22 protein-coding genes and 1 pseudogene are annotated in these 21,331 nt (G+C 61.0%); 7 read left to right on the forward strand and 16 right to left on the reverse strand.

Translation table 11 applies throughout. The annotated features are described in order from the left end of the window. The 5 genes and pseudogenes from JWS10_RS11765 to JWS10_RS11785 all read right to left on the reverse strand — a co-directional run. Positions 1–449 (reverse strand): annotated as a pseudogene (locus tag JWS10_RS11765) (monovalent cation/H+ antiporter subunit D); the annotation flags it as partial. Continuing rightward, the gene (locus JWS10_RS11770) at positions 446–772 is read right to left on the reverse strand and encodes a Na+/H+ antiporter subunit C (RefSeq protein ID WP_299475656.1); all 327 of its coding nucleotides are present in this window, start codon (positions 770–772) and stop codon (positions 446–448) included. The pseudogene JWS10_RS11765 and the gene JWS10_RS11770, both read right to left, overlap by 4 nt. A gap of 5 nt (positions 773–777) precedes the next feature. Then, positions 778–3,552: a monovalent cation/H+ antiporter subunit A gene (locus tag JWS10_RS11775; RefSeq protein ID WP_299507608.1), complete on the reverse strand. Its 2,775-nt coding sequence runs from the start codon at positions 3,550–3,552 to the stop codon at positions 778–780. A gap of 449 nt (positions 3,553–4,001) precedes the next feature. After that, a complete protein-coding gene (locus JWS10_RS11780) occupies positions 4,002–5,225 on the reverse strand; it encodes an ROK family transcriptional regulator (protein ID WP_299507610.1) in 1,224 nt (407 codons plus the stop codon). 8 nt (positions 5,226–5,233) lie between these two features. Continuing rightward, a complete protein-coding gene (locus JWS10_RS11785; RefSeq protein ID WP_299507612.1) occupies positions 5,234–5,659 on the reverse strand; it encodes an RbsD/FucU domain-containing protein in 426 nt (141 codons plus the stop codon). Between the two features lie 233 nt (positions 5,660–5,892). On the opposite strand from JWS10_RS11785, the gene JWS10_RS11790 reads away from it, so the two are divergent. The 4 genes from JWS10_RS11790 (at position 5,893) to JWS10_RS11805 (ending at position 9,497) form a co-directional block, all read left to right on the forward strand. Next, complete coding sequence (locus JWS10_RS11790) at positions 5,893–6,906, forward strand: substrate-binding domain-containing protein (RefSeq protein WP_299507614.1); 1,014 nt, start codon at positions 5,893–5,895, stop codon at positions 6,904–6,906. Between the two features lie 124 nt (positions 6,907–7,030). Then, the gene (locus tag JWS10_RS11795; RefSeq protein WP_299507617.1) at positions 7,031–8,110 is read left to right on the forward strand and encodes an ABC transporter permease; all 1,080 of its coding nucleotides are present in this window, start codon (positions 7,031–7,033) and stop codon (positions 8,108–8,110) included. Continuing rightward, positions 8,107–8,892, forward strand: a complete 786-nt coding sequence (locus tag JWS10_RS11800; protein WP_299507619.1) for an ATP-binding cassette domain-containing protein — start codon at positions 8,107–8,109, stop codon at positions 8,890–8,892. The genes JWS10_RS11795 and JWS10_RS11800 overlap by 4 nt, the downstream gene beginning before the upstream one ends. Continuing rightward, positions 8,889–9,497 carry a nucleoside triphosphate hydrolase gene (locus tag JWS10_RS11805; RefSeq protein WP_299507622.1) on the forward strand — a complete coding sequence of 203 codons (609 nt, stop codon included), beginning with the start codon at positions 8,889–8,891 and terminating at the stop codon, positions 9,495–9,497. The genes JWS10_RS11800 and JWS10_RS11805 overlap by 4 nt, the downstream gene beginning before the upstream one ends. A 21-nt stretch (positions 9,498–9,518) precedes the next feature. Here JWS10_RS11805 and JWS10_RS11810 read toward each other — a convergent pair whose 3' ends face one another. Next, positions 9,519–10,478 carry a DMT family transporter gene (locus JWS10_RS11810; RefSeq protein WP_299507625.1) on the reverse strand — a complete coding sequence of 320 codons (960 nt, stop codon included), beginning with the start codon at positions 10,476–10,478 and terminating at the stop codon, positions 9,519–9,521. A gap of 86 nt (positions 10,479–10,564) precedes the next feature. Here JWS10_RS11810 and ade point away from each other — a divergent pair, with 86 nt between their 5' ends. The 3 genes from ade to JWS10_RS11825 all read left to right on the forward strand — a co-directional run bounded on the left by ade (position 10,565) and on the right by JWS10_RS11825 (position 14,648). Beyond that, positions 10,565–12,265, forward strand: coding sequence for an adenine deaminase (gene ade / locus JWS10_RS11815; RefSeq protein WP_299507628.1), 1,701 nt, complete (start codon positions 10,565–10,567; stop codon positions 12,263–12,265). A gap of 314 nt (positions 12,266–12,579) precedes the next feature. After that, entirely contained in the window at positions 12,580–13,899 is a 1,320-nt protein-coding gene (locus tag JWS10_RS11820; RefSeq protein ID WP_299507631.1) for an aspartate aminotransferase family protein, read from the forward strand. Further along, positions 13,896–14,648, forward strand: coding sequence for a pyrroline-5-carboxylate reductase dimerization domain-containing protein (locus JWS10_RS11825; RefSeq protein ID WP_299507633.1), 753 nt, complete (start codon positions 13,896–13,898; stop codon positions 14,646–14,648). The genes JWS10_RS11820 and JWS10_RS11825 overlap by 4 nt, the downstream gene beginning before the upstream one ends. Before the next feature lie 82 nt (positions 14,649–14,730). Here the strand turns inward: JWS10_RS11825 and ureG are convergent, their stop codons facing one another. The 10 genes from ureG to JWS10_RS11875 form a co-directional block, all read right to left on the reverse strand. After that, positions 14,731–15,369: an urease accessory protein UreG gene (gene ureG, locus JWS10_RS11830; protein WP_299507657.1), complete on the reverse strand. Its 639-nt coding sequence runs from the start codon at positions 15,367–15,369 to the stop codon at positions 14,731–14,733. A gap of 26 nt (positions 15,370–15,395) precedes the next feature. Continuing rightward, positions 15,396–16,037: an urease accessory UreF family protein gene (locus JWS10_RS11835; protein WP_299507635.1), complete on the reverse strand. Its 642-nt coding sequence runs from the start codon at positions 16,035–16,037 to the stop codon at positions 15,396–15,398. Further along, a complete protein-coding gene (locus JWS10_RS11840; protein WP_299507637.1) occupies positions 16,030–16,512 on the reverse strand; it encodes an urease accessory protein UreE in 483 nt (160 codons plus the stop codon). Before JWS10_RS11840 ends, JWS10_RS11835 begins: the two co-directional genes overlap by 8 nt. Positions 16,513–16,515: 3 nt before the next feature. After that, positions 16,516–17,157, reverse strand: coding sequence for a hypothetical protein (locus JWS10_RS11845; protein ID WP_299507639.1), 642 nt, complete (start codon positions 17,155–17,157; stop codon positions 16,516–16,518). Between the two features lie 113 nt (positions 17,158–17,270). Further along, positions 17,271–17,495, reverse strand: a complete 225-nt coding sequence (locus JWS10_RS11850) for a hypothetical protein (RefSeq protein WP_299507641.1) — start codon at positions 17,493–17,495, stop codon at positions 17,271–17,273. 120 nt (positions 17,496–17,615) lie between these two features. Continuing rightward, positions 17,616–19,322 carry an urease subunit alpha gene (gene ureC / locus JWS10_RS11855; protein WP_299507643.1) on the reverse strand — a complete coding sequence of 569 codons (1,707 nt, stop codon included), beginning with the start codon at positions 19,320–19,322 and terminating at the stop codon, positions 17,616–17,618. Next, positions 19,322–19,627 (reverse strand): urease subunit beta, encoded by a 306-nt coding sequence (locus JWS10_RS11860; RefSeq protein WP_299507646.1) that lies wholly within the window; start codon positions 19,625–19,627, stop codon positions 19,322–19,324. Before JWS10_RS11860 ends, ureC begins: the two co-directional genes overlap by 1 nt. A 10-nt stretch (positions 19,628–19,637) precedes the next feature. Then, entirely contained in the window at positions 19,638–20,195 is a 558-nt protein-coding gene (locus tag JWS10_RS11865) for a HupE/UreJ family protein (RefSeq protein ID WP_299507649.1), read from the reverse strand. Between the two features lie 9 nt (positions 20,196–20,204). After that, positions 20,205–20,507, reverse strand: coding sequence for an urease subunit gamma (locus JWS10_RS11870; protein ID WP_299507652.1), 303 nt, complete (start codon positions 20,505–20,507; stop codon positions 20,205–20,207). 9 nt (positions 20,508–20,516) lie between these two features. Continuing rightward, positions 20,517–21,331, reverse strand: an 815-nt coding sequence (locus tag JWS10_RS11875; RefSeq protein ID WP_299507655.1) for an urease accessory protein UreD, incomplete at its 5' end; no start/stop codon positions are given.

The following is a 21,331-nucleotide window of genomic DNA, read 5'->3' on the forward strand; positions in this document are numbered from 1 at the left end:
GCCTCACCGCCGCCATGCACCATCAGGCCGTAAGAGGCGATCAACAGCACCTCAAAAAACACGAACAGGTTGAAGGCGTCTCCGGTCAGGAATGCGCCGTTAAGTCCCATCAACTGAAACAGGTAAAGCGCGTGGAAGTGGCGGCCTTTGGTATCCCAGCCGGTCATGATGGTGTGGATCAGGACAATGAGCGCCAGTGCGGCGGTCAGCAGCAGCATCAGTGCCGACAGGCCGTCGAGCACCAGCACGATGCCGAATGGGGCGGGCCAATGACCTAGGAAATAGGCTTGGGTTGGGGCTTGGGTCAAGTGGATGGCGAGGGCCAGCAAGGCAATTGTGCCAAGGAGCGAGACGGCGCGCTGCACGTTCAGGGCGTTGCGGGCGCATAGTACGATCAGTCCGGCAAGCAGGGCAGGCAGGATGATCGGCAGGATCAGCAGTTGGCTCATGGCTGATCCTCGGTATCAATGCGGTCGTGGCCGGAAACCAAGTATGCGCCGAGTGCCATAATCACCAACACGGCCGTCATTGCGAAGGAAATCACGATGGCGGTCAGCACCAGGGCTTGCGGCAGCGGGTCGGTGTATTCGGTGGCATCACCCAGTATTGGCGGAGCGTTCAGCAGGATACGCCCAGAGACGAACAAAAACAGATTGACCGCATAGGATAGCAGCGACAGCCCAAGGATTACCGGAAATGTGCGAGCGCGAAGCATCAAATAAAGCCCGCTGGCCGTCAGCGTGCCAATGGCGATGGCAATAAGCATTTCCATACGCGCTACTCCTTCGCCGGCTGTGGCTGTGCCAACCGCGCAACCGAGTCGAGCGTCAACATCACCGCACCCACCACACAGAAGAACACGCCAAGGTCAAAAAGCGCGGCGGTCGCGAGTTCAAAATCCTGCAGCGGCGGCAAATGAAGGTGGGTGAAGTTAGAGGTCAGGAACGGGCGGCCAGCGAAGAACGAACCAATTCCGGTGGCGCTCGCGATCAGCACTCCGCCACCAATCAGCGCATGATAAGGGATGCGTCGGCGGGAGGAGGCCCAATCTTGGCCACTGGCAACATACTGCGTGACGAAGCCGATGGCGAAAACGAGGCCCGCGACAAAGCCGCCGCCGGGTTGATTGTGACCGCGTAGGAAAAGGTAGGTGCCGACCAGCATTGCCATCGGTAGCATCAGACGCGTGGCGGTTTGCAGCATGATTGGATGCGGATCGCCAAGATCGCCCTTGTGGGGCCGGGGACGGATCGACCATTTGGTCGCAAGCAGGCTTTCGGCCAATGCAAATATCAGCAGTGCTGCGATGCCGAGGACAATGATTTCGCCAAAGGTGTCGTAGCCCCGAAAGTCCACAATGATGGTGTTGACGGCATTGTGGCCCCCGGCTCCGGGCAGCGATTGCGCGAGGTGAAAACCGGAGATCGGTGGAAACATTGGCGCGCGCGTCATTAAAGCGTAGGCGAGGGCTGCGGTGGCGATGCCCGCCGTCACGGCGAGTGCGGCGTCGCGAAGCCTGCGCAGGGGCGGGCTTTCATTGGGTGCAGTTTTCGGCAGGAAGTTCAGCGCCAACAGCATCAGTGCGACGGTGACAACTTCGACCGTGATTTGGGTCAGCGCAAGGTCTGGGGCGGAAAGGTAAGCAAAGCCCGCCGATAGGATCAGGCCGATGATCCCGACCAGTAACAGGGCGAGCAGGCGCTGTCGGTGCAAGGCGGCTGCGGCAAGGGCGGCCGCGACCAACAGGGCGAAACCTGCGGCGGGGGCGAGTTCGATGCGGGTCAGCGCACGACTGCCGGGCACGCTTTGCGCGGTTTGAAAGGCGTAAGAACCAACGGCAAGGATGGTCAGCAGGGCGATGGCGAGACCGCGCGACAGGCTGCCGTTGTGCAGCCATGTGGTGAGGATTTCGGAACCGCGCGTGACGCCTTCAAGGCAGATATCGAAGATCGTTTTGGCTTGTGGCTTCGGGCTCGCATCCCAACTTTGGCGCAGGTGGGGAAATAGCCCAAGCAAAGCTATACCGCCACCGACGGCCGCCAGCGACATCCAAAGCGCGGGGGATTCCAAGCCGTGCCAGAGAGCGATGTGGGTGTGGATCGGCTGACCCGTGGTGGCAGAAGCGGCGGCATCTACCAACCATGCGGTGAGCGACATTGGGGCGAGGCCGATGGCTATAACGAGGCCGGCCAGGATGGCGGGCGGCAGCCACAGGCCGGGGATGGGGTCGTGGGGGGCGTGGGTGAAGGCGGGCGTGGGGCCGAGAAAGGTGAAGGTCAGAAAGCGCAGCGAATAGGCGACGGATAGCAGGGCGGCGAGGGTGGCAAGGATCGGAATGATCAATGGGGCGGAGTGGGCGGCTTCCTCTAGCATCATCTCTTTGGACAAAAAGCCGTTCAGCGGCGGTATGCCTGCCATCGAAAGAGTGGCGATTGTCGCAAGTCCGAAGGTGATCGGCATGGCACGGCTGAGGCCGCCCAATGCGCGAATGTCGCGGGTGTGAGTAGCGTGCTCGACAATGCCCGCCAGCATGAACAGCGCGGCTTTGAAGGTGGCGTGGCAGATGATGTGAAAGATCGCGGCGGTGGCTGCGGCTTTGGTGCCAAGGCCGAGCAGGAAGGTGATCAGGCCCAGATGGCTGACGGTGGAATAGGCGAGGATGGCTTTTAAATCGTCTTTGTAAAATGCGACCTTGGCGGCGAAGGCCATAGTGATCAGACCAGCGCAGGTGACGATCCAGAACCATTCCGGCGTGCCGGACAGCACTGGCCAGAGGCGGGCGAGCAGGAACAGGCCAGCTTTGACCATGGTTGCCGAGTGGAGGTAGGCCGAGACTGGCGTGGGGGCGGCCATCGCGTGCGGTAGCCAGAAATGGAACGGAAACTGCGCCGATTTGGTGAAAGCGCCGAGCAGGATCAGGATCAGCGCGGGCAGATATAGCGGGCTGGCTTGGATGGCGGCTTTTTGGCTCAGGATCGTTGAGAGGTCGTAACCGCCCGCGATTTGACCCAATATCAACAAGCCCGCGATCATCGCAAGGCCGCCTCCGCCCGTGGTGGCGAGGGCCATTCGCGCACCTTGGCGGGCTTCCGGCAGGTGGCTCCAAAACCCGATCAGCAGGAAAGAGCTTAGGGATGTGAGCTCCCAGAAAATCAGTAAAAGCAGGATGTTATCGCAGAGAACAATCCCCAGCATCGCGCCTTGGAACAGCATCAGGTAGGTGAGGAAGCGGGCGTAGGGTTCTGACGGGTCGAGATAGAAGCAAGCGTAGGCTTGGATGAGCAGGCCGATGCCGAGGATCAGTATGGCGAACAGCAAGCTAAGGCCATCGAGGCGGAAATTGGCGTTGAGGCCGAGGCTGGGAAGCCAGTTGATCTGGGTGGTGATGGTGTCTCCGACCATGATCGCGGGCAGGTGTTGCAGAATCAGAGCAAGGGCGAGGGCGGTGAATAGCGCGACGGTGAGAGTGGAAATCGAGCGGCCGAAACGCTGGGTGATCGCTGGGGTCAATGCCCCGAGGAAGGGTAGTGCGGCGATCAAGGCAAGCGACATCGGTTTGCCCCTTTGGCGTTGGACGGGCAAACCGCGGTTTGCTTGAGCGGCGGAAGGGGGTTTCACACCCCCACGGCTCGATTTGCGAAGGGCAAATCAAGCCTCCCCCGTGGGATATTTGAGCAGAGAGGATGACCGTAGGCAGGCCGCTCTATCTGCATTGAAGATAAAGGCTTTGGCCGGGGGATCAAGATCAAAGCGGGTTATTGATGGTTTGCGGGGTGATTGTGAGGGGTTTGGTCATTGCTTTCGGCAGGCGGAGTGCGGGCGTTTCACACCCCCATGGCTCGATTTGCGAAGGGCAAATCAAGCCTCCGCCGCGGGATATTTGAGCGCAGAGGATGATGATCTTAGATAAGTGAGGGGGTTTAGCGGGGCGGTTTGGCTGGGCGAGCAGCAAAGCTGGGCATCAGCAGCGACAATTTTAGTTAAATGCGCTGCATCTGCGGCTAACCCTCACGCCCCGCTGCGTTTTGGTCGATCAGATAGCGCTGCGAGAGCGGGATAGCTGCGGCACCCAAGGCGCGAGCTTGCGCACCTAAGCTGCCTTCGCGGATTGCGGGCGGGTCTATGCCGTCGAGATCCAGCGCGTGCAAGGCGGCGTGGGTGCGGCGGGTGATTTCGGCGCGGATTTGCGTAGGCATCCAGCCGTCGATCATCACCGCCTCAATTTCCAGCAGCGAGGCGGCGGTCAGGGCTGCCCAAGCGAGGCCGTTCGCAGCCTGATCCAGCCAGTCTGACAGAATTTGCGGCGATACATTCCAATGCTCGTGCTGCTGGAACAGATGATCCGAGGATTCGCCTGCAGCCTCCATCGCTGCGGCAAGGGTGGACATTGACGCCGCTGAAATCAGCCGATCCATCTTGCCATCGCGCCCCGGCACCGGCATCGGGCCAACACCGGCGGCATTGCCGGAACGACCCAAGAAAAGCTGGCCGTTCAGCACCAAGCCGCCGCCGACGAAATAACCGAAGTAAAAATACATAAAATCTTTCGGACGATCCCCGGTGCCAAACACCAGTTCCGCGCCGCAAGCCGAGGTGGCGTCGTTTTGCACATAAACCGGCAGATGCGTCACGGCGGCGAGTTCCGCCTGAATATCGGCGTGACGCCACGCCTCCATATCTGCAAGCGGCGCGCCGATCAGTTGCACCCATGACCACAGCTGGAACGGCATCGCCACACCCATGCCGCTGATGCGGGGACGCTCGGCGGCGGTCAGGGTTGCCATGATCTCTGGCATACTGTCGGCCACAAACGCCACCACGGCGCTGGGCGAGGGGTAGCGATAGACCTGCCGTTTGGTGGCGCGCACCCGGCCCATGAAATCCACCAGCGTCAGATCAGCCGAGCGCCGCCCGATCTTAAGCCCTAAAAAGAACGCGCCCTCGGGGTTCAGGAACATCGGCACCGAGGGCTGGCCGATGCGACCGCGCACCGGCTCGCCGCGCAGCAACAGCCCGTCTCGTTCCAGCGCCCGCATGATCACCGATACGGTTTGTGCCGAAAGCCCGGTAATCCGCGCGATGTCTGACTTCGCCAGCCCACCCTGCTGGCGCACCAAAGACAGCACCAACCGCTCATTATGGTCGCGCATTCCCGATTGGTTCGAGCCGCGCAGACCAAGGTCGTCGCTTTGCCGATCAGGAAGGATATCTGCGCCCGAGGGCATATATGGACCTATTCTATTGCGGATACTGGCAAAGCGGCTTTGCGCAGAATGATATTGGCGAAGTGTTCAGGTTCAGAGGTGGCAACAATCGCATAGGCCGCCTTGACGCGGGGATAAAGCTGATCGCCTGCCAGCGGCGTTAGGACGAAACGCTGGCCACAGGTATGGCAAAGGTCATCCAACGCGTGATGAATAACGCCGCGCTGCTCGGGATCATTGTTCAGACTGGCGCGAAAAGCGGCTTCTACCGGTAGCAGTTTCAGTATGGCGCGCAGCATTGGCATGAGTTGAATGCCGTCGGCGCGGATCAAGCGGCGGCCGTGTTCGGCGGCAGGATAATTGCCATCGACCAACGCAATTTCATCGCCATGCCCCATCGAGCGCAAGATGTGCAGCAGGTCAGGGCCAAGCAACGGTGAGATACCAATAAGCATAATCCGAGGGCCCTTTGTGCGATTGGCGGGGCGATTCCGTGTGCGAGTAGCCCCCTGCTCCGAGGGCAGACTGCGGGGAGACGGTCGGGCTGTCAATAATAAATCACTCTGATTTATTTAACTTGACGCAACGGAGGGAATCGGTTCATCTGAATTTGTCGCCGGGGAGGATAGCACGGCGAACAGATTTCTAGTGGGGGGCAAACCCCTTAAAATCCTTGGGAGGACGACCAATGAAACTTTCCACCAAAGCGCTGCTTAGTGCAGCCGCCATCGCATTGATGGCAGGCTCTGCTTCGGCTGCTGATCTGGCTTGCCTGATCACCAAGAACAACACAAATCCGTTCTTCGTCAAAATGAAGGAAGGCGCAGAGGCTGCTGCCAAGGCCGCTGGTCTGGATTTCCAAGCCTTTGCGGGCGAAAAAGATGGCGATTCTGCGACGCAGATCAACGCTATTGAAAACTGCGTGGCGGCTGGTGCGAAGGGTATCTTGATCACCGCTTCGAACGACTCGGTTGGCCCGGCTTTGAAAGATGCCCGCGCCGCTGGCGTGCTGGTTATCGCACTCGACACCGCCTTGGGTGACGCTGATGCGCAAGACATGACGTTTGCCACTGACAACTTCCAGGCTGGTTTGCTGATCGGTCAATGGGCCAAAGCCACGATGGGCGACGGCGCTGCTACCGCGAAGATCGCTATGCTCGACATCAACAAAGACAACGTCTCGGTCGATGTGCAGCGCGATACCGGCTTCTTGAAAGGCTTTGGCGTTGACGTGCCTGATCTGACCGTGATGAGCTCGGAAACCGATCCGCGCGTTATCGGCCACGAATCCACCGATGCAAGCCCTGAGGGCGGTCTGCGCGGGATGGAGACTTTGCTGGCCAAAGACCCGGATATTAACGTGGTATACACCATCAACGAGCCAACGGCTGAAGGCGCTTACCAAGCGCTGAAAAACGCTGGCAAAGAAAACCAAGCGATCATCGTTTCGGTTGATGGCGGTTGCCCGGGCATTGCTTCGGTTAAAGCGGGAACCATCGGTGCGACTTCGCAGCAATACCCGCTGCTGATGGCATCGAAAGGCATTGAGGCTATCGCGGCTTTTGCCAAAGACGGCACCAAGCCTGCTGCGACCGATGGCCTGACGTTCTTCAACACAGGCGTCAACCTTGTCACCGACAAACCTGTTGATGGTGTCGAGTCGATCGACAGCACCAAAGGCACAGAGCTTTGCTGGGGCTAAGCTTTGATAACTAAGCCAGATCATGGCTTGGCGTGACAATGAGGGGCGGCTTCACAGCGCGCCCCTCTGCTTAAGCGAGACCTTTGCGGTTTCGGGGGTCATCATCGGAAGGGAAGCCGAAGCGATGAGCGCAGATCATACACCAACCAAAAGCATCTCCGACTTTGAAGCCACGCTGACCAAAGCCGATACGGCGGTCGCGGCCTTTGAGCGGGACGATAAATCATTCATTCCGGTGCTGCGCGGCTATCTACGCAGCTATCCAACGATGATTCCGGCGCTTGTGCTGTTGATCTCGGTGATCGGTTTTAGCATCATCGCGCCGCGTTTTCTCGGCGTGGGCGCTTTGTCTATTGTGCTGAAACAGGTGACGGTGACGGGCTTTGTCGCTTTGGCGCAGACGCTGATCATCCTGACCGCAGGCATTGATCTATCGGTCGGCGCGATCCTTGTGGTCTGTTCGCTGATCATGGGCAATTTGGCTGTTGTCACCGGGCTTCCGGTCGGGATTGCCGTGCTGGTCGGCATGTTCTTTGGCGGCTTGATGGGCTTTGTGAACGGCGTGCTGGTGGCAAAGGTCAAGTTGCCGCCGTTCATCGTGACGCTTGGCACCTTGTCGATTTTTAACGCATTGAAACTGTGGTATTCGCAGTCGGAATCCATCCGCAACGTTGATATTGAGAAAACCGCGTCGGGTCTGCTTTGGTTCGGCAAGGGCTTTAACGTCAGTGGTGCATCGATTTCCTACGGCGGCATTGCCTTGATTTTATTGGCGGCGGCGCTGTGGTATGTGCTGAACCAGACCGCGTGGGGCCGTCATGTCCATGCGATTGGCGATGACCCGGATGCCGCAATGTTGTCCGGTATCAACGTCAGCCGCACTCTGATTTCGGTCTATGCCGTGGCGGGCCTGATCTGCGGCTTTGCAGCATGGATCGCGATCGGCAGGGTGGGTTCGATTTCTCCCATCGCGTTTGAGACGGTCAACTTGGGCTCGATTACCGCTGTTGTGATTGGCGGAACGTCGCTGTTTGGCGGGCGTGGTTCGATCATCGGCTCGGTCTTGGGGGCGTTCATTGTGGGCGTGTTCAACACCGGCCTGTCGCTGGCCGGAGTTGACGACTACTGGCAGATGTTCGCGGCAGGTTGCCTTGTGATCATCGCCGTCGCACTGGATCAATGGCTGCGGAGGGCTTCGCAATGACCACGGGTACTCCTATTCTGCGCGCACGCGGTTTGATGAAACGCTATGGCACGGTTGTCGCCATGAATGGCGCGGATTTCGACCTGAACGAGGGTGAGATTGTCGCGGTTATCGGCGATAATGGTGCGGGTAAGTCGACGCTGATCAAGGCTTTGTCGGGGGCTGTGATGCCCGACCACGGCACGATTGAACTTGATGGTCGGGTGGTGAACTTTCGTGGGCCAGAAGATGCGCGTGCCGAAGGCATTGAGACGGTTTATCAGAACCTCGCGATGTCGCCGGCCTTGTCGATTGCAGACAATATGTTTCTGGGTCGCGAATGGCGTAAGCCGGGCTTCATGGGATCGGTGCTGCGCCAGATGGACCGCCCCCGGATGGAGCAATTCGCGCGCGATAAGCTGTCGGAACTTGGCCTGATGACGATTCAGAATATCCATCAGACGGTGGAAACTCTGTCCGGTGGCCAGCGTCAGGGCGTGGCGGTGGCACGCGCGGCGGCGTTTGGCTCGAAGGTGGTGATTTTGGACGAGCCGACAGCGGCGCTGGGCGTCAAGGAAAGCCGCCGCGTGCTGGAGCTTATCCGCGACGTGCGGGCGCGTGGTATTCCGATCATCCTGATCAGCCACAACATGCCGCATGTGTTTGAGGTCGCCGACCGCATCCATATTCACCGGCTTGGGCGACGTCTGTGTGAGATCAAGCCGACCGACTATTCAATGTCGGATGCGGTGGCGTTTATGACCGGGGCGAAACTGCCCGAAGGCGTGACAGAGCCCGTATGACTCCGGTTGAGCTTGCCGAAATTATTGGGGCGAAAGCTGTTGGCAAAGGGCGGTTTCTGACCGCCCTTGCTGGCCCTCCCGGGGCGGGGAAATCGACTTTGGCCGCCGAATTGGTCGCTGCCTTGGGGCAGGGTGCGAAAGCCGTGCCGATGGATGGCTTTCACTATGACGACGCGGTGCTGAACGCCCGTGGCGCGCGCGCCCGCAAAGGTGCGCCGGATACCTTTGATGTGCGTGGTTTTTTCCACCTGCTAAAACGCCTGCGGGTCGAGGATGAGGTCGCGATTCCGCTATTCGACCGTGATCTCGAAATCAGCCGCGCCGGGGCCGATATTGTCACCGCCGCTGACCGTTTGTTGGTGGTCGAGGGCAATTACCTGCTGCTGAACGAAGCCCCGTGGCCGGAAGCTGCCCCCCTATTCGATCTGACCGTCTGGATTGACGTGCCCGAGGATGAGCTCGATCGTCGCCTGCAAGCTCGTTGGGCGCATTACGGCAAAACCCCCGCCGAAGCGCGCGCGTGGATTGACAGCAATGACATGCCTAACATCCGTAGGGTGACGCAAAACAGTCGGGCGGCGGATTATGTGGTGCGCTGGGGCTAACCAGTTCGTTCAAAACGAAACCTACCCCTGCGGCGTCATCGCCTTGCGGCCTTTCGCACGCTCCAACCCCAGTTTACGCTCGCGCCAGATGATCAGAATACCCGCCGTGATCACCAACCCCGCGCCGATCAGCATGGTGCGCGTTGGCACCTCATCAAAGGCAAAATAGCCGATCAGCAGCGCGAACAGCATCGAGGCATAGTCGAAGGGTGCCACCAGCGAAGCATCCGCCTCGCGGTAGCTAGAGGTCAGCAAAATCTGCCCGACCCCGCCAAGCAAACCGCAAGACACCAGCAGCGCCGTCTGCGTCGTGGTTGGCACCACCCAGCCAAACGGCAGCGTGGTCAGCGACAGCAAGGTTGAGGTCAGCGAGAAGTAAAACACAATCGCGGCGGTCTTTTCGTTATGCACCAGCTTGCGCACAAACACCTGTGCCAAAGCCGCACAAAACGCCCCGCACAGCACCAGCATCGCACCGAACGCCTCGCGGGTAGAGGCCGCATCGCCCGACACAATCGTCATGCGCGGCGACAAAACCACCATGACCCCGGCGAGCCCCAAAGCGACCGACGCGATGCGAAACAGCCGCACGTCCTCACCCAGAAACATCGCCGCAAACACCACCACCAGCAGCGGCGACGCATAGCCAATCGCCGTCACCTCGGGCAGCGGCAGATAGGCGAGGCCCGCAAAGCCAAGCCCCATCGCCATCGTCCCCATCAAGCCGCGCCAGAAATGTCCGAACAGATTATGCGCGCGAAACCCGGTGGCGAGCTCCTGCCGCGCAGCCAGCCAGACCACGATCACCGGCATCGCAAACAACGACCGGAAGAACACCGTCTGCCCCGGCGGCACGTCCTGCGCGGTCACTTTGATCAGCGACGACATCACGATAAACACCACCACCGAGGCCAGCTTCAGCGCGATGCCACGCAGCGGGCGGGCTGGAGGATGACCTGTGGTACGGTCTGGCTGGTTCATAACAACCTCGGGCTTTGGGCTTTTCCGGCAAATCCGCACTGGACGAAGCCTGTGGCTTAAGGTTCCCTATTCAAAAGGAGATTACCATGCCGAAAGCAGCACTCGCCGACCGAATTGATCAGGGGCGCGGCATTGTGCCAGCCGATATCGTGCTGAAGGGCGGCCTCGTCTATGATCTGATCAGTGGTGAATTGGTGGCCTCGGACGTGGCAATTTGCGGCGATTGCATCGTCGGCGTGTTCGGCGATTATAGCGGGCGGGTTGAGATCGACGTGACGGGGCAAATCTTGGTGCCGGGGTTTATCGACACGCATTTGCACATCGAGTCCTCGCTGGTGACGCCCTTCGAATTTGACCGCTGTGTGTCGCCGCACGGCGTGACCACGGCGATTTGCGATCCGCATGAGATCGCCAATGTCTGCGGCCTGACCGGGATCAACTATTTCCTTGAGGCGTCTTCGCGCACCCTGATGGACATTCGCGTCAACCTGTCGTCCTGCGTGCCCTCGACCCATATGGAGACGACTGGCGGGCGGCTAGAGGCTGCCGACCTGGTGCCGCTGATGCATCATCCGCGGGTGATCGGGCTGGCCGAGTTTATGAATTACCCCGGCGTTTTGTATAAAGACGCGGGCTGTATGGCGAAGCTGGAGGCGTTCAAAGGACGCCACATCGACGGCCACGCGCCCTTGCTGCGCGGCAACGATCTGAACGGCTATATCGCTGCGGGGATCAGGACGGAGCACGAGGCGACCTCGTATGACGAGGGTTTGGAAAAGCTGCGTAAGGGTATGCGGGTGCTGATCCGCGAGGGCTCGGTTTCCAAGGATCTGCACGCGCTGGTGGGTCTCTTGACCGAGCGGCACGCGCCTTATCTGTGCTTTTGCACCGATGATCGCAATCCGCTGGATATTGGCGAGCATGGCCATCTTGATTATATCATCCGCACCGCGATTGCTTTGGGCGCGCCGCCATTGGCGGTGTATCGGGCGGCTTCGTTGTCAGCGGCCGAGGCGTTCGGGCTGAAAGATCGCGGTTTGATTGCGCCGGGAAAGCGCGCGGATATTGTGGTGATTGATGCGCTGGAAAGCTGCCAAGTGGCGCGGGTGTTTACCGGCGGGGTCGAGATTACGGCGGCAGCGTTTGCGGCGCGGGAGGAGATTGCTCCGGTGGCGCGACATTCGGTGAAAGCGCCGAAGATTGAGGCGCATCATTTTCGGACTGGCGGTAATCGGGTGGAAACTCCGGTCATTGGCATCCTGCCCGGCAAGATCATCACCGAGCATCTGACGTTTGATATTGCCCCCGAAGATGGCGACAAGCGGCCCGATATCGCGCGGGATCTGGTGAAGATCGCGGTCATTGAGCGGCACGGGGTGAATGGGAACCGCGCCACCGGCTTCGTGAAGGGGTTCGGTTTGCAGCGCGGCGCGATTGGCTCGACGGTCTGCCACGATCACCACAATATCGCAGTGGTGGGGGCGGATTACGACGATATGGCGCTGGCGGTGCAGCGGCTGGGTGAGATTGAGGGCGGGTTTGTGGTCGTCGAGAATGGCCGCGTTTTGGCTGAACTGGCGCTGCCCGTGGCGGGGTTGATGAGCCTGAAATCGTTCGAGGAGGTGCGGGCGGATTTGGTGATCTTGCGGGCGGCTGCGGCCTCGTTGGGGGTGACACTGGAGGAGCCGTTTTTGCAGCTGGCGTTCCTGTGCCTGCCCGTCATCCCGCATCTGAAAATCACCGATCATGGCATGGTGGATGTGGATCGGTTTGAGGTGATGCCGTAGGGTTGCCACGCGCGGACAAGGGTTGGGCTTATGGAAATCAAGGGGTTAGGCTGGGGTCGTTCATCCATTCTTAACGTTTGGCGCAGGTGGATAGCGCCGGGGCGCTGCCCCGGATCCCGGGATATTTATGGACAGGTGAAATTGCTAGGAAGGGCGTTTTGTTGGAAGCAACGGCGTTTTGAGGTTAACGCTGGGGCAATGGGTGGACCTTCGCAACGGCGACTAATGGCCAGAATGAACCGCCGCATGTCGGCGTAGCTGTTGCGTGGCAGGCCAATTACGCGCGATAATCTTGCAACTTCGGGGGATCGCAGATGGCCAATACATCGCAGAGTTTGTTTGAGCGCGGCATGAAAGTGTTGGTGGAGGGGGTGTCTTCGGCCTCGCGTGGGCCTGCGACGTTTGGCGGGGCTCCAAGGTATATGAGCCACGGGGCGGGCGCGCGGCTTTATGATGTCGATGGGCGCGAATATATCGACTGGATGATGGCGTTTGGCGCTTTGCCGTTGGGCCATGCGCATCCGGCGATTGTTGAGGTTGTTACCCGCGAGATCATGCGGGGCAGTCATTTCGCCACCGCCTTGGAGGTTGAGGTTGAGGTCGCTGAAATCCTCGTCGGTATGCTGCCGCATGTCGATAAGGTGCGCTTTGCCAATACCGGGACGGAAGCCTGTATGGCGGCTTTTCGGCTGGCGCGTGGCCATACCGGGCGGCGCAAGATCATCAAGTTTGAAGGGCATTATCACGGCTGGGCGGATAATATCCTGCTGAACACCAACCCGATGCCGCTGGCGGCTTTGGGGCATCCGAATGATCCGATACGCATTTGTGACTCGTCTGGCATTCCGGCGGAGGCGCAGGCGGATACCATCGTTTGCCGCTGGAATGATGTCGGGGCGTTGGAGCGGGTCATGGCTTTGCATGGGGCGCAGGCGGCTTGCGTTGTCACCGAAGGTGTCATGTCGAACATGGGGGTGATCCCGCCGAAACCGGGGTATTTGCTGCGGATGCAGGAGCTGTGCCAGCAGTATGGCGCGCTGTTTTATCTCGATGAGACGGTGACGGGGTTTCGTCTCGCGGCGGGTGGCTGTGCGGAACTGTATGGGCTGACGCCTGATCTGGTGACCTATGGCAAGGCGCTTGGAGGCGGTCTGCCGATGGCGATGATCGGCGGGCGGGCCGATGTGATGGCGGGTCTCGAATGGGGGAAAGTGCTGCACTTTGGCACGCATAACGCCGGGCGGCTGGCTTTGCATGTCACCAAGGTGATGCTGCAAACCATGCTGGCGGATGATCAGGCCGGGTTTCGGCGCATCAAGAACCTCGGCAAGGCGATGGCAGACGAGGTGCGCAAGGTCGCGAAACACTCCAATCGGCACAAGATCGTGGTGCAGGGGGTCAACTCGATGTTCCAGATTTTCTTCACCGATCTGGAGGCGGTGACGGATTACCGCGATTTCTGCGGCCATGTCGATCGCGCGAAGTTTAGGGATTTTGCGCTGCGGCTGATGGATAAGGGGATTTACATGAACCCCTCGGCGACGCTGCACTCGCTGTCGTCTGTGGTGCATACCGAGGCGGATATTTCTGCGACCAGTGCGGCGATTGCGCAAGTGTTGGAGGAAATGCCATGAAGATCGGTATCTTAGGCGTCGGGCATCTGGCGGAATATCTGGTGCGTGGCGCGGTGGGCGTGGAGTTTGTGCTGAGCCCGCGCTCGGGTGATAAGGCGGCCAAACTGGCGGAAAGCCATCGCTGTGCGGTGGCGGAGAGCAATCAGGCGGTGGTCGACCTATGCGATATGGTGCTCGTCTGTCTGCCTGCGGCGACTGGGCTTGCGTTGCTGGAGGGATTGAAGTTTCGCGATGGGCAATCGGTATGTTCGGCGATGGCGGGGGTGTCTTATGCGGCATTGACCGCGTCGGTGGCCCCGGCTGAAGCGTTTTGCGCGATGATGCCGGGGTTCGCCAATGCGTTCTCGGCTGGGCCATCGTTGCTGTATCCCGGTGATGCGGAGTGGGAGGCGTTTCTGGCGTTGCTCGGCCCGGTGCATCGGTTTGCGGACCGGCAAGCCTTTGAGACGGCGGCGGTTTTTGGCGCAATGTCGGGCGCTTCAGTCTTCCTGCTGCGGCATCTGGCGCGCTGGTATGAGCGGCAGCGCTTGGACGCGGTGACCGCCCGGCGCTTGGTGGCCGAGACGTTCCGGGGCAATGCCGAGGTGTTGTTGCAATCCGATTCGGGGCTGGACGAGATCGCGGTGGGGGTGACAACTCCGGGTGGGATTACCGAGCAGTTGGTGGGCGTGCTGGATCAGCGCGGCGCGCTTGCGGCTTGGGATGAGGCGATGGATGCGGTGCTGGCGCGGATGGTGCCGGGGCGGTAGGGGAATCCCCATTGTTCCAATATCCACGCCGCCCCGGACTTGATCCGGGGCCTCGTGCGCGCGTGAAACAGGAGGCCCCGGATCAAGTCCGGGGCGGCAAGGCGCCTAGAACCAGCCCACCTTCGCGTTCCAGAAACGCCACCACGTCGTCGATGCCTTTGCCGTTGCGCAGTTGTGCCAACACATAGGGGCGATGGGCGCGGGCGGCTTTGGTGTCGGATTCCAGCAGCGTGAGATCGACGCCGACATAGGGCGCGAGGTCGGTTTTGTTGACGACCAGCAGATCAGATCGGGTCAGGCCGGGACCGCGTTTGCGCGGAATATCCTGCCCTGCGGCGGTGTCGATGACGTAGATGGTGATATCGGCGAGTTCGGGGGAGAAGGTGGCGGCGAGATTATCGCCACCGGATTCGATCAGGATCAGGTCTAGGTCGGGGAAATTCTGGCGCAGATCGGCGATGGCGGCGAGGTTGATGCTGGCATCCTCGCGGATCGCGGTATGCGGGCAGCCGCCGGTTTCCACGCCACGGATGCGGTTGGCGGGAAGGACTTGGGCGCGGGTCAGGTAGTCGGCATCCTCGCGGGTGTATATGTCATTGGTGATCGCCGCCATTGAGCAGCGTTTGGCCAGCGCGCGGCAGAGGTGCTCGGTGAGGGTGGTTTTGCCAGCGCCAACCGGGCCGCCGATGCCGACGCGCAGGGGGCCGTTGGGGTTGCTCATATGCGGAAAATCCTGCGGTTTGATGGTCATGTGCGGAAGATCCGCACGGGGAGGGTTTCGTGCCGCATCGCGGCTATGTCGGCCCGGATGGCGCTGGAATGTAGCGCTGAGAGGGGGGCGTCGGCGTATTCGGCGGCTAAGGCGGTGATGCGGGGGGCGAGGTTGGCGAGGGTCTTTTGGCCGTCGGTCTGGCCTAAGGGGACGAAGCGGACGGCGGCGGCGGTCAGTTGGACGGCGAGCCCTTGCAGCCACAGGGTCAGGACTTCGGTGGTGCTGACGTTCAGGCTGGCGGTGGCGGCCCCGACGGCGATGGGGTAGGGGCGGGCGGGGTGATCGGTATTGGTGATGGCGCTGATCGCGAGGGCGAAGGCGCGGCCTTGTTCTTGCAGTTCGGTGACACGCTCGGCGCTGGGGGCGAGGGCTAGGATCAGGTCGGTGAGGGCGGTGAGGTCGGCATCAGATTTGCGGGCGTGGGCGAGGAGGATGGCGTCAATGCGGCCCGAGCCGTGGCGCAGGATGGCCGCGATCCATGCCTCAAGGTCGGCCGCCGTGCGAATATCGCCGTCGGTGATGGCGACCTCAAGCCCTTGGGAATAGGCGAAGGCTCCGATCGGGAAGGCGGGGGAAAGCCATTGCACGAGGCGGAGGCGGTCGGTTGGGTCAGCCATGCGTAGCCCCGAAGTTCAGCGCGAAATTGCCAGCGGGGCCGTGGTCGTGGCCCATCGTGCGGCCATGGCCGTAGGCTCCACCCTCGGGGCGGAAGGCGGCGATTTGCAGGGTTAGGGTTGCGCCAAGGCCCTTCAACATCGACTCAATCACCGGATCGCGGCGGATCACCAGATGGTCGCCCGCCACCTGACAGGGCGTGTGGCGGTTGCCGATATGCCAAGCGAGGCGCGCCAGATTGCCCGTCACCTGCACCACGGGTTCCTCTGCTGCCACCACCGCGACCTTGCGGCCATCGTCCAGCAGAAAGGCATCGCCATCATCGACCGAAATCGTCTCGGGCAGATCAACCATGAAGCTATCGCCACTCTCGGCGGTCAGGCGTTTGCGGCGCAGGAAACGCTCGTCATAGGACAGGATCACCCGATCAATCGCGCCCGCAGAGGCATTTCGCAGCAGGGATCGGGCGGGGAGCATGGGTTAGCCTTTCGGGGTGAGGGAGGTGAGGCCAAGCGCGCGGCTGCCCACGCCGAGGCGGTCGGTCACTTGGGTTTCGAGACCGAAACCAAGGTCGGGGAAGTAAATCCAGCGCCGGGTCAGATCGGTGGTTTTGTTCTTAAACACCGCCTCGACTGGCATCACCCGATAGGTGCAGCCGGAAATTTTCGCAGCGGTTTCGGCCATGAAGCGGTAGTTGACGCTGTAGCTGGTGCGGTCGCGTTGCGAGATCGCTACGGGCCCAAGTTTGAACCGAACCGCCGCATCGCCACGCTGTGTGACGGTGGTGTCCCATGTGGTTCCGGCGGCCGGCATTGGGGGTTGGGTGGCGAATCTGAAGCTGTAGGTGCCGCCGGGTCCATCCTCGGCCTGATAGGTGTCGGTTGGCACCCATGTCCATTCGGCATCGTAAATCCCCAGCCACGACTGGCGCTTATCCTGCCAAGCTGTGCTGGAATTTACAGCATAATCAATGGTAAAGCGTTTGCCTTCGGTGCGGATTAGCCCTTGGCGGCCATCCTCGCGCGTGAAGGTCACGCCCTTGGCGAGGCTTGCGGGCGTCACACATTCGGCATGGGCGGGCAGGGCTGACAGCAGCAGGGCAATCAGAGCGGCAAATTTCATGGCACTTCCCCCAAGGTGAATTGCCGAAAAGCTAGCCCGCAAACCGGCCGCGCGCAACGCAATGCGATCATCAGGGGGAACCCCGCCTGTTGGGGATGATTTGGCGCCGGCGTTTAGATGTAGAACTGCGCGCCGAAGATGCGGCGCAATTCGCCGTCTCGGGTTTTGCCAACTGCGGCAAGCTGCGCATCGGTTTTCTCGCTGAGAAGCTCGATTTGCCGCATACGCGGCCTCGCTTCGGACAATACCTCGATGATTTTTGCAAATCCTACGAAGGGCGCGGCCAGCATTTGCCCCAGCGAGCGAGCGGATGCGGTGAGCGTTGATGTCTGTGCCATCGGAAACCTCTGGTGTGATCCAAGTGTTTCCTCCCTGCGTGTAACTTGGCGGCAGTGGCCAAGCAAAACAATACCCCGAAGGACATTGCTGCGTTGCGGCAATGACATACCTCCTCGGCATCAGAACAGGAAATACCGTTGCGCCAGCGGCAGTTCGGTGGCGGGTTCGCAGGTCAGCAGTTCGCCATCGGCACGGACTTCATAGGTCTCTGGGTTAACTTCGATCTTTGGCAAAGCGTTGTTCAGGATCATGTCGGCTTTGCCAATCGTGCGGGTGTTTTTCACCGCGAGGATATTCTTGCCCAGCCCCAGTTTGCCGCCAACATCATCGGCCAAAGCCGCCTGGCTGACGAAAGTGGCGGTGCTTGCGTGCATCGCGCGGCCCAAAGCACCGAACATCGGCCGCGAATACATCGGCTGCACCGGGATTGAGCCGTTCGGGTCGCCCATCTGCGCCACCACGATCATGCCACCCATCAGCACCATCTCGGGTTTTGCGCCGAAAAACGCTGGATTCCAAAGCACTACATCCGCCCGTTTGCCCTCGGTGATCGAACCGATATGGGCCGAAATCCCATGGGTGATCGCCGGATTGATGGTGTATTTCGCGACATAGCGGCGGGCGCGGATGTTGTCGTTCTGCCCGGTTTCATCCGACAGCCTGCCGCGTTGCAGCTTCATCTTATGCGCGGTTTGCCAAGTGCGGATAATCACCTCGCCAATCCGGCCCATGGCCTGACTGTCCGAAGACAGGATCGACAGCGCGCCCATGTCGTGCAGGATATCTTCGGCGGCAATCGTCTCACGCCGGATGCGGGATTCGGCAAACGCCACATCCTCGGGGATGGATTTGTCGAGGTGATGGCAGACCATCAGCATATCGAGATGCTCCTCCACAGTGTTGCGGGTGTAGGGCATGGTGGGGTTGGTCGAGGACGGGATAATGTTGGGCGAACCGACCACGCGCAGGATATCTGGGGCATGACCGCCGCCCGCGCCTTCGGTGTGAAAGGCGTGGATGGTGCGGCCCTTGATCGCGGCTAAGGTGTTCTCAACAAAGCCAGACTCGTTCAGCGTGTCGGTGTGGATCATCACCTGCACGTCCATATAGTCTGCGACCGACAGGCAGCAATCAATGGCGGCAGGGGTGGTGCCCCAGTCTTCGTGCAGCTTCAAGGCGGAGGCTCCGGCCTTGACCATTTCGATCAGACCTGCGGGTTGTGAGGCGTTGCCCTTGCCGGAAATCCCGAAGTTCATCGGGATGCTATCCAACGCTTGCAACATCCGCCCGATATGCCACGGGCCGGGGGTGCAGGTGGTCGCCAGAGTGCCATGTGCCGGACCAGTGCCGCCGCCGAACAGCGTAGTGACGCCGGAATGTAACGCATCCTCGGCCTGCTGTGGGCAGATGAAATGGATATGCGCGTCCATGCCGCCGGGGGTCAGGATGCGACCTTCGCCCGCGATAATCTCGGTCGATGGGCCGATGATGATATCGACATTCGGCTGGGTATCGGGGTTGCCCGCCTTGCCGATCTTGTGGATCAAGCCGTCGCGCAGGCCAACGTCAGCTTTATAAATGCCAGAGTGATCGAGGATCAGCGCGTTGGTGATCACGGTATCCACCGCACCGCCAGCCCGAGGGATCTGGCTTTGCCCCATGCCGTCGCGGATCACCTTGCCGCCGCCAAACTTGACCTCCTCGCCGTAAGTGGTCAGATCGCGCTCGACCTCGATGATTAGGTCGGTGTCGCCCAGCCGGATGCGATCCCCGGTGGTCGGGCCATACATGGCAGCATAATCGGCGCGGGCGATGCGTGTGGCCATCAGAGGTCTCCCATCACTTGGGCGTTGAAGCCGAACACCCGGCGCAGGCCGCCGTAGGGGGTGAGGCGGACTTCGCGGGATTGGCCGGGCTCGAAGCGGACAGCGGTGCCTGCGGCGATGTCGAGGCGCATACCGCGTGCGGCGGTGCGGTCGAACGACAGGCCGGGGTTGGTTTCGGCGAAATGGTAGTGGGAGCCTACCTGCACGGGACGGTCCCCGGTGTTGGCGACCATGAGGGTGATGCTCGGCTGGCCTGCGTTGAGTTCAATGGTACCTTCGGCGGGGAACACTTCTCCGGGTATCATCGCGGCCCCCTTACGCGAAGGCGAGCGCGAGGCCCGCCAGTGCAGTCACGCCACCCAAAGCGCGAGCGATTTTGCCGTTCAGCGTCAGGCCCCAGGCCAGCCCCGCGCCGTGCAATAGGGCGGTCGCGGTCAGCATCGCCGCGCCAAACGCCATGCCGTTGCCGACCATTTCGGTGCCGTGTGCCGCACCATGTGCCAGACCGAACAGCCCGACCAAAGGCAAGGCTAAGGCCAGAGGCGCTCGTAGGGCCAGCGCCACCACGGCACCGAGAAGGATAACCGAGGCGATAATCGCAGGCTCCACCGCCTGCGCCACCGCACCGAGCCCGAGGTTCATCGCAAAAGCACCGCCCAGCGCCATCGCTGAAAGGAAGCCTGCAGGCAGCGCCCAACGCGCCCGCCCGCCCAAGATCGCGGCCCAAAGCCCGACGCCGATCATCGCCAACAGGTGATCGGTTCCGGTGAACGGATGCAGGAAGCCCGCCTCAAGACCATAACCATGCCCCGGATGCGCCAAGGCCACCGAGGGGATCAACAGCAAAGGCAGAGCGGTGAGCAGGTGTTTCATGTGAACCTCTTAGCGAATGGGATGATGCACGGTCACCAGCTTGGTGCCATCGGGAAACGTCGCCTCTACCTGCACCGAATGGATCATCGTCGGGATGCCATCCATGCACTGCTCGGCGGTGATCACATGCGCGCCGGCCTGCATCAGATCGGCGACGGTGCGGCCATCGCGCGCGCCTTCGACGACGAAATCGGTGATCAAAGCGATGGCTTCCGGGTGGTTTAGCTTAACACCACGCGCCAGACGGCCGCGCGCCACCATAGCGGCGACCGAGATCAGCAGTTTCTCACGCTCTCGCGGGGTCAGGTTCATCGCATGCTCCTACATCTGCCAAACACGGGGCAGCGGACCTTGCCGCAAAGCCGCCAACGCTTGGGCTATTTGTTGCTTCAAAGGCCAGCCGTCGCGGGCCACAATTCGGGCGATACATTTGCCGTCCCAAGCCGAGGCAGCAGCCTCACAGCCAGGGTGGTTAAGGGCGGCGCGCAGACGTGGCAAGGCATCCTCTGCCCCTTGGGCGATCAGCGCGATCACCGCAAAACCACGCGCTTGGCCTAGCAAAGCGGCACTGGCATCCGCTAAAACTGCTGCGTCAATCCGCATAGTTTCCGCCCAAACCGGACGCCCCATTCGCCGCACCATACGCGCATCGGTCAGGCGCGCATCGGCCAAAACTTCGCCCATCGCGTGACGGCCAAGGATAACGGTTTCCGACAGCAGGCAACTCGCATCTGCCGCGAGATCGACCTGAGTGTCTCGCGCCAAATGGCTCGCCTCAAACAAAATGGTCTCTTGTGGCAGCCAATCGAGATGCCCACCCGCACCGACCCGCATCTGAACCACAGCCCGCGCTGCAGCGCCTCGGCTGGCGTAGACCCGCTCGGCGGTTTGCGTCGTAGCCGTAACCTTGCAGTCCGCACCGAGTTCCAACCGATACGACAGCGCATCGCCATCGGTCAGCCCGCCTGAGGTGTTCAGAAAAACCACCTCTGGCACCCCCGGAACCCGCGGCAGCATCGCCTTGGCTGAACCCGATTGCGCCAAATCCAACAACCGCGCACGGCCATCCAGACAGCGAAAGCTGGCGAAAGCCGAGCCATGGCTGCGCTGCATAGGGGTGGCAGTGGTGGCGAGCA

Source organism: Cypionkella sp. (assembly GCF_028290025.1).
Classification (GTDB): domain Bacteria; phylum Pseudomonadota; class Alphaproteobacteria; order Rhodobacterales; family Rhodobacteraceae; genus Cypionkella.

Bases quoted from the DNA above. Each gene is read 5' to 3' on its own strand.
- JWS10_RS11860 (WP_299507646.1), bottom strand. From the start codon at position 19,627: ATGATACCCGGAGAAGTGTTCCCCGCCGAAGGTACCATTGAACTCAAC.
- JWS10_RS11840 (WP_299507637.1), bottom strand. From the start codon at position 16,512: ATGCTCCCCGCCCGATCCCTGCTGCGAAATGCCTCTGCGGGCGCGATT.
- JWS10_RS11810 (WP_299507625.1), bottom strand. From the start codon at position 10,478: ATGAACCAGCCAGACCGTACCACAGGTCATCCTCCAGCCCGCCCGCTG.
- ureG (WP_299507657.1), bottom strand. From the start codon at position 15,369: ATGAGCAACCCCAACGGCCCCCTGCGCGTCGGCATCGGCGGCCCGGTT.
- ade (WP_299507628.1), top strand. From the start codon at position 10,565: ATGCCGAAAGCAGCACTCGCCGACCGAATTGATCAGGGGCGCGGCATT.
- JWS10_RS11785 (WP_299507612.1), bottom strand. From the start codon at position 5,659: ATGCTTATTGGTATCTCACCGTTGCTTGGCCCTGACCTGCTGCACATC.
- JWS10_RS11805 (WP_299507622.1), top strand. From the start codon at position 8,889: ATGACTCCGGTTGAGCTTGCCGAAATTATTGGGGCGAAAGCTGTTGGC.
- JWS10_RS11780 (WP_299507610.1), bottom strand. From the start codon at position 5,225: ATGCCCTCGGGCGCAGATATCCTTCCTGATCGGCAAAGCGACGACCTT.
- ureC (WP_299507643.1), bottom strand. From the start codon at position 19,322: ATGGCCACACGCATCGCCCGCGCCGATTATGCTGCCATGTATGGCCCG.
- JWS10_RS11870 (WP_299507652.1), bottom strand. From the start codon at position 20,507: ATGAACCTGACCCCGCGAGAGCGTGAGAAACTGCTGATCTCGGTCGCC.
- JWS10_RS11850 (WP_299507641.1), bottom strand. From the start codon at position 17,495: ATGGCACAGACATCAACGCTCACCGCATCCGCTCGCTCGCTGGGGCAA.
- JWS10_RS11770 (WP_299475656.1), bottom strand. From the start codon at position 772: ATGGAAATGCTTATTGCCATCGCCATTGGCACGCTGACGGCCAGCGGG.
- JWS10_RS11865 (WP_299507649.1), bottom strand. From the start codon at position 20,195: ATGAAACACCTGCTCACCGCTCTGCCTTTGCTGTTGATCCCCTCGGTG.
- JWS10_RS11800 (WP_299507619.1), top strand. From the start codon at position 8,107: ATGACCACGGGTACTCCTATTCTGCGCGCACGCGGTTTGATGAAACGC.
- JWS10_RS11795 (WP_299507617.1), top strand. From the start codon at position 7,031: ATGAGCGCAGATCATACACCAACCAAAAGCATCTCCGACTTTGAAGCC.
- JWS10_RS11845 (WP_299507639.1), bottom strand. From the start codon at position 17,157: ATGAAATTTGCCGCTCTGATTGCCCTGCTGCTGTCAGCCCTGCCCGCC.
- JWS10_RS11790 (WP_299507614.1), top strand. From the start codon at position 5,893: ATGAAACTTTCCACCAAAGCGCTGCTTAGTGCAGCCGCCATCGCATTG.
- JWS10_RS11775 (WP_299507608.1), bottom strand. From the start codon at position 3,552: ATGTCGCTTGCCTTGATCGCCGCACTACCCTTCCTCGGGGCATTGACC.
- JWS10_RS11835 (WP_299507635.1), bottom strand. From the start codon at position 16,037: ATGGCTGACCCAACCGACCGCCTCCGCCTCGTGCAATGGCTTTCCCCC.
- JWS10_RS11825 (WP_299507633.1), top strand. From the start codon at position 13,896: ATGAAGATCGGTATCTTAGGCGTCGGGCATCTGGCGGAATATCTGGTG.
- JWS10_RS11820 (WP_299507631.1), top strand. From the start codon at position 12,580: ATGGCCAATACATCGCAGAGTTTGTTTGAGCGCGGCATGAAAGTGTTG.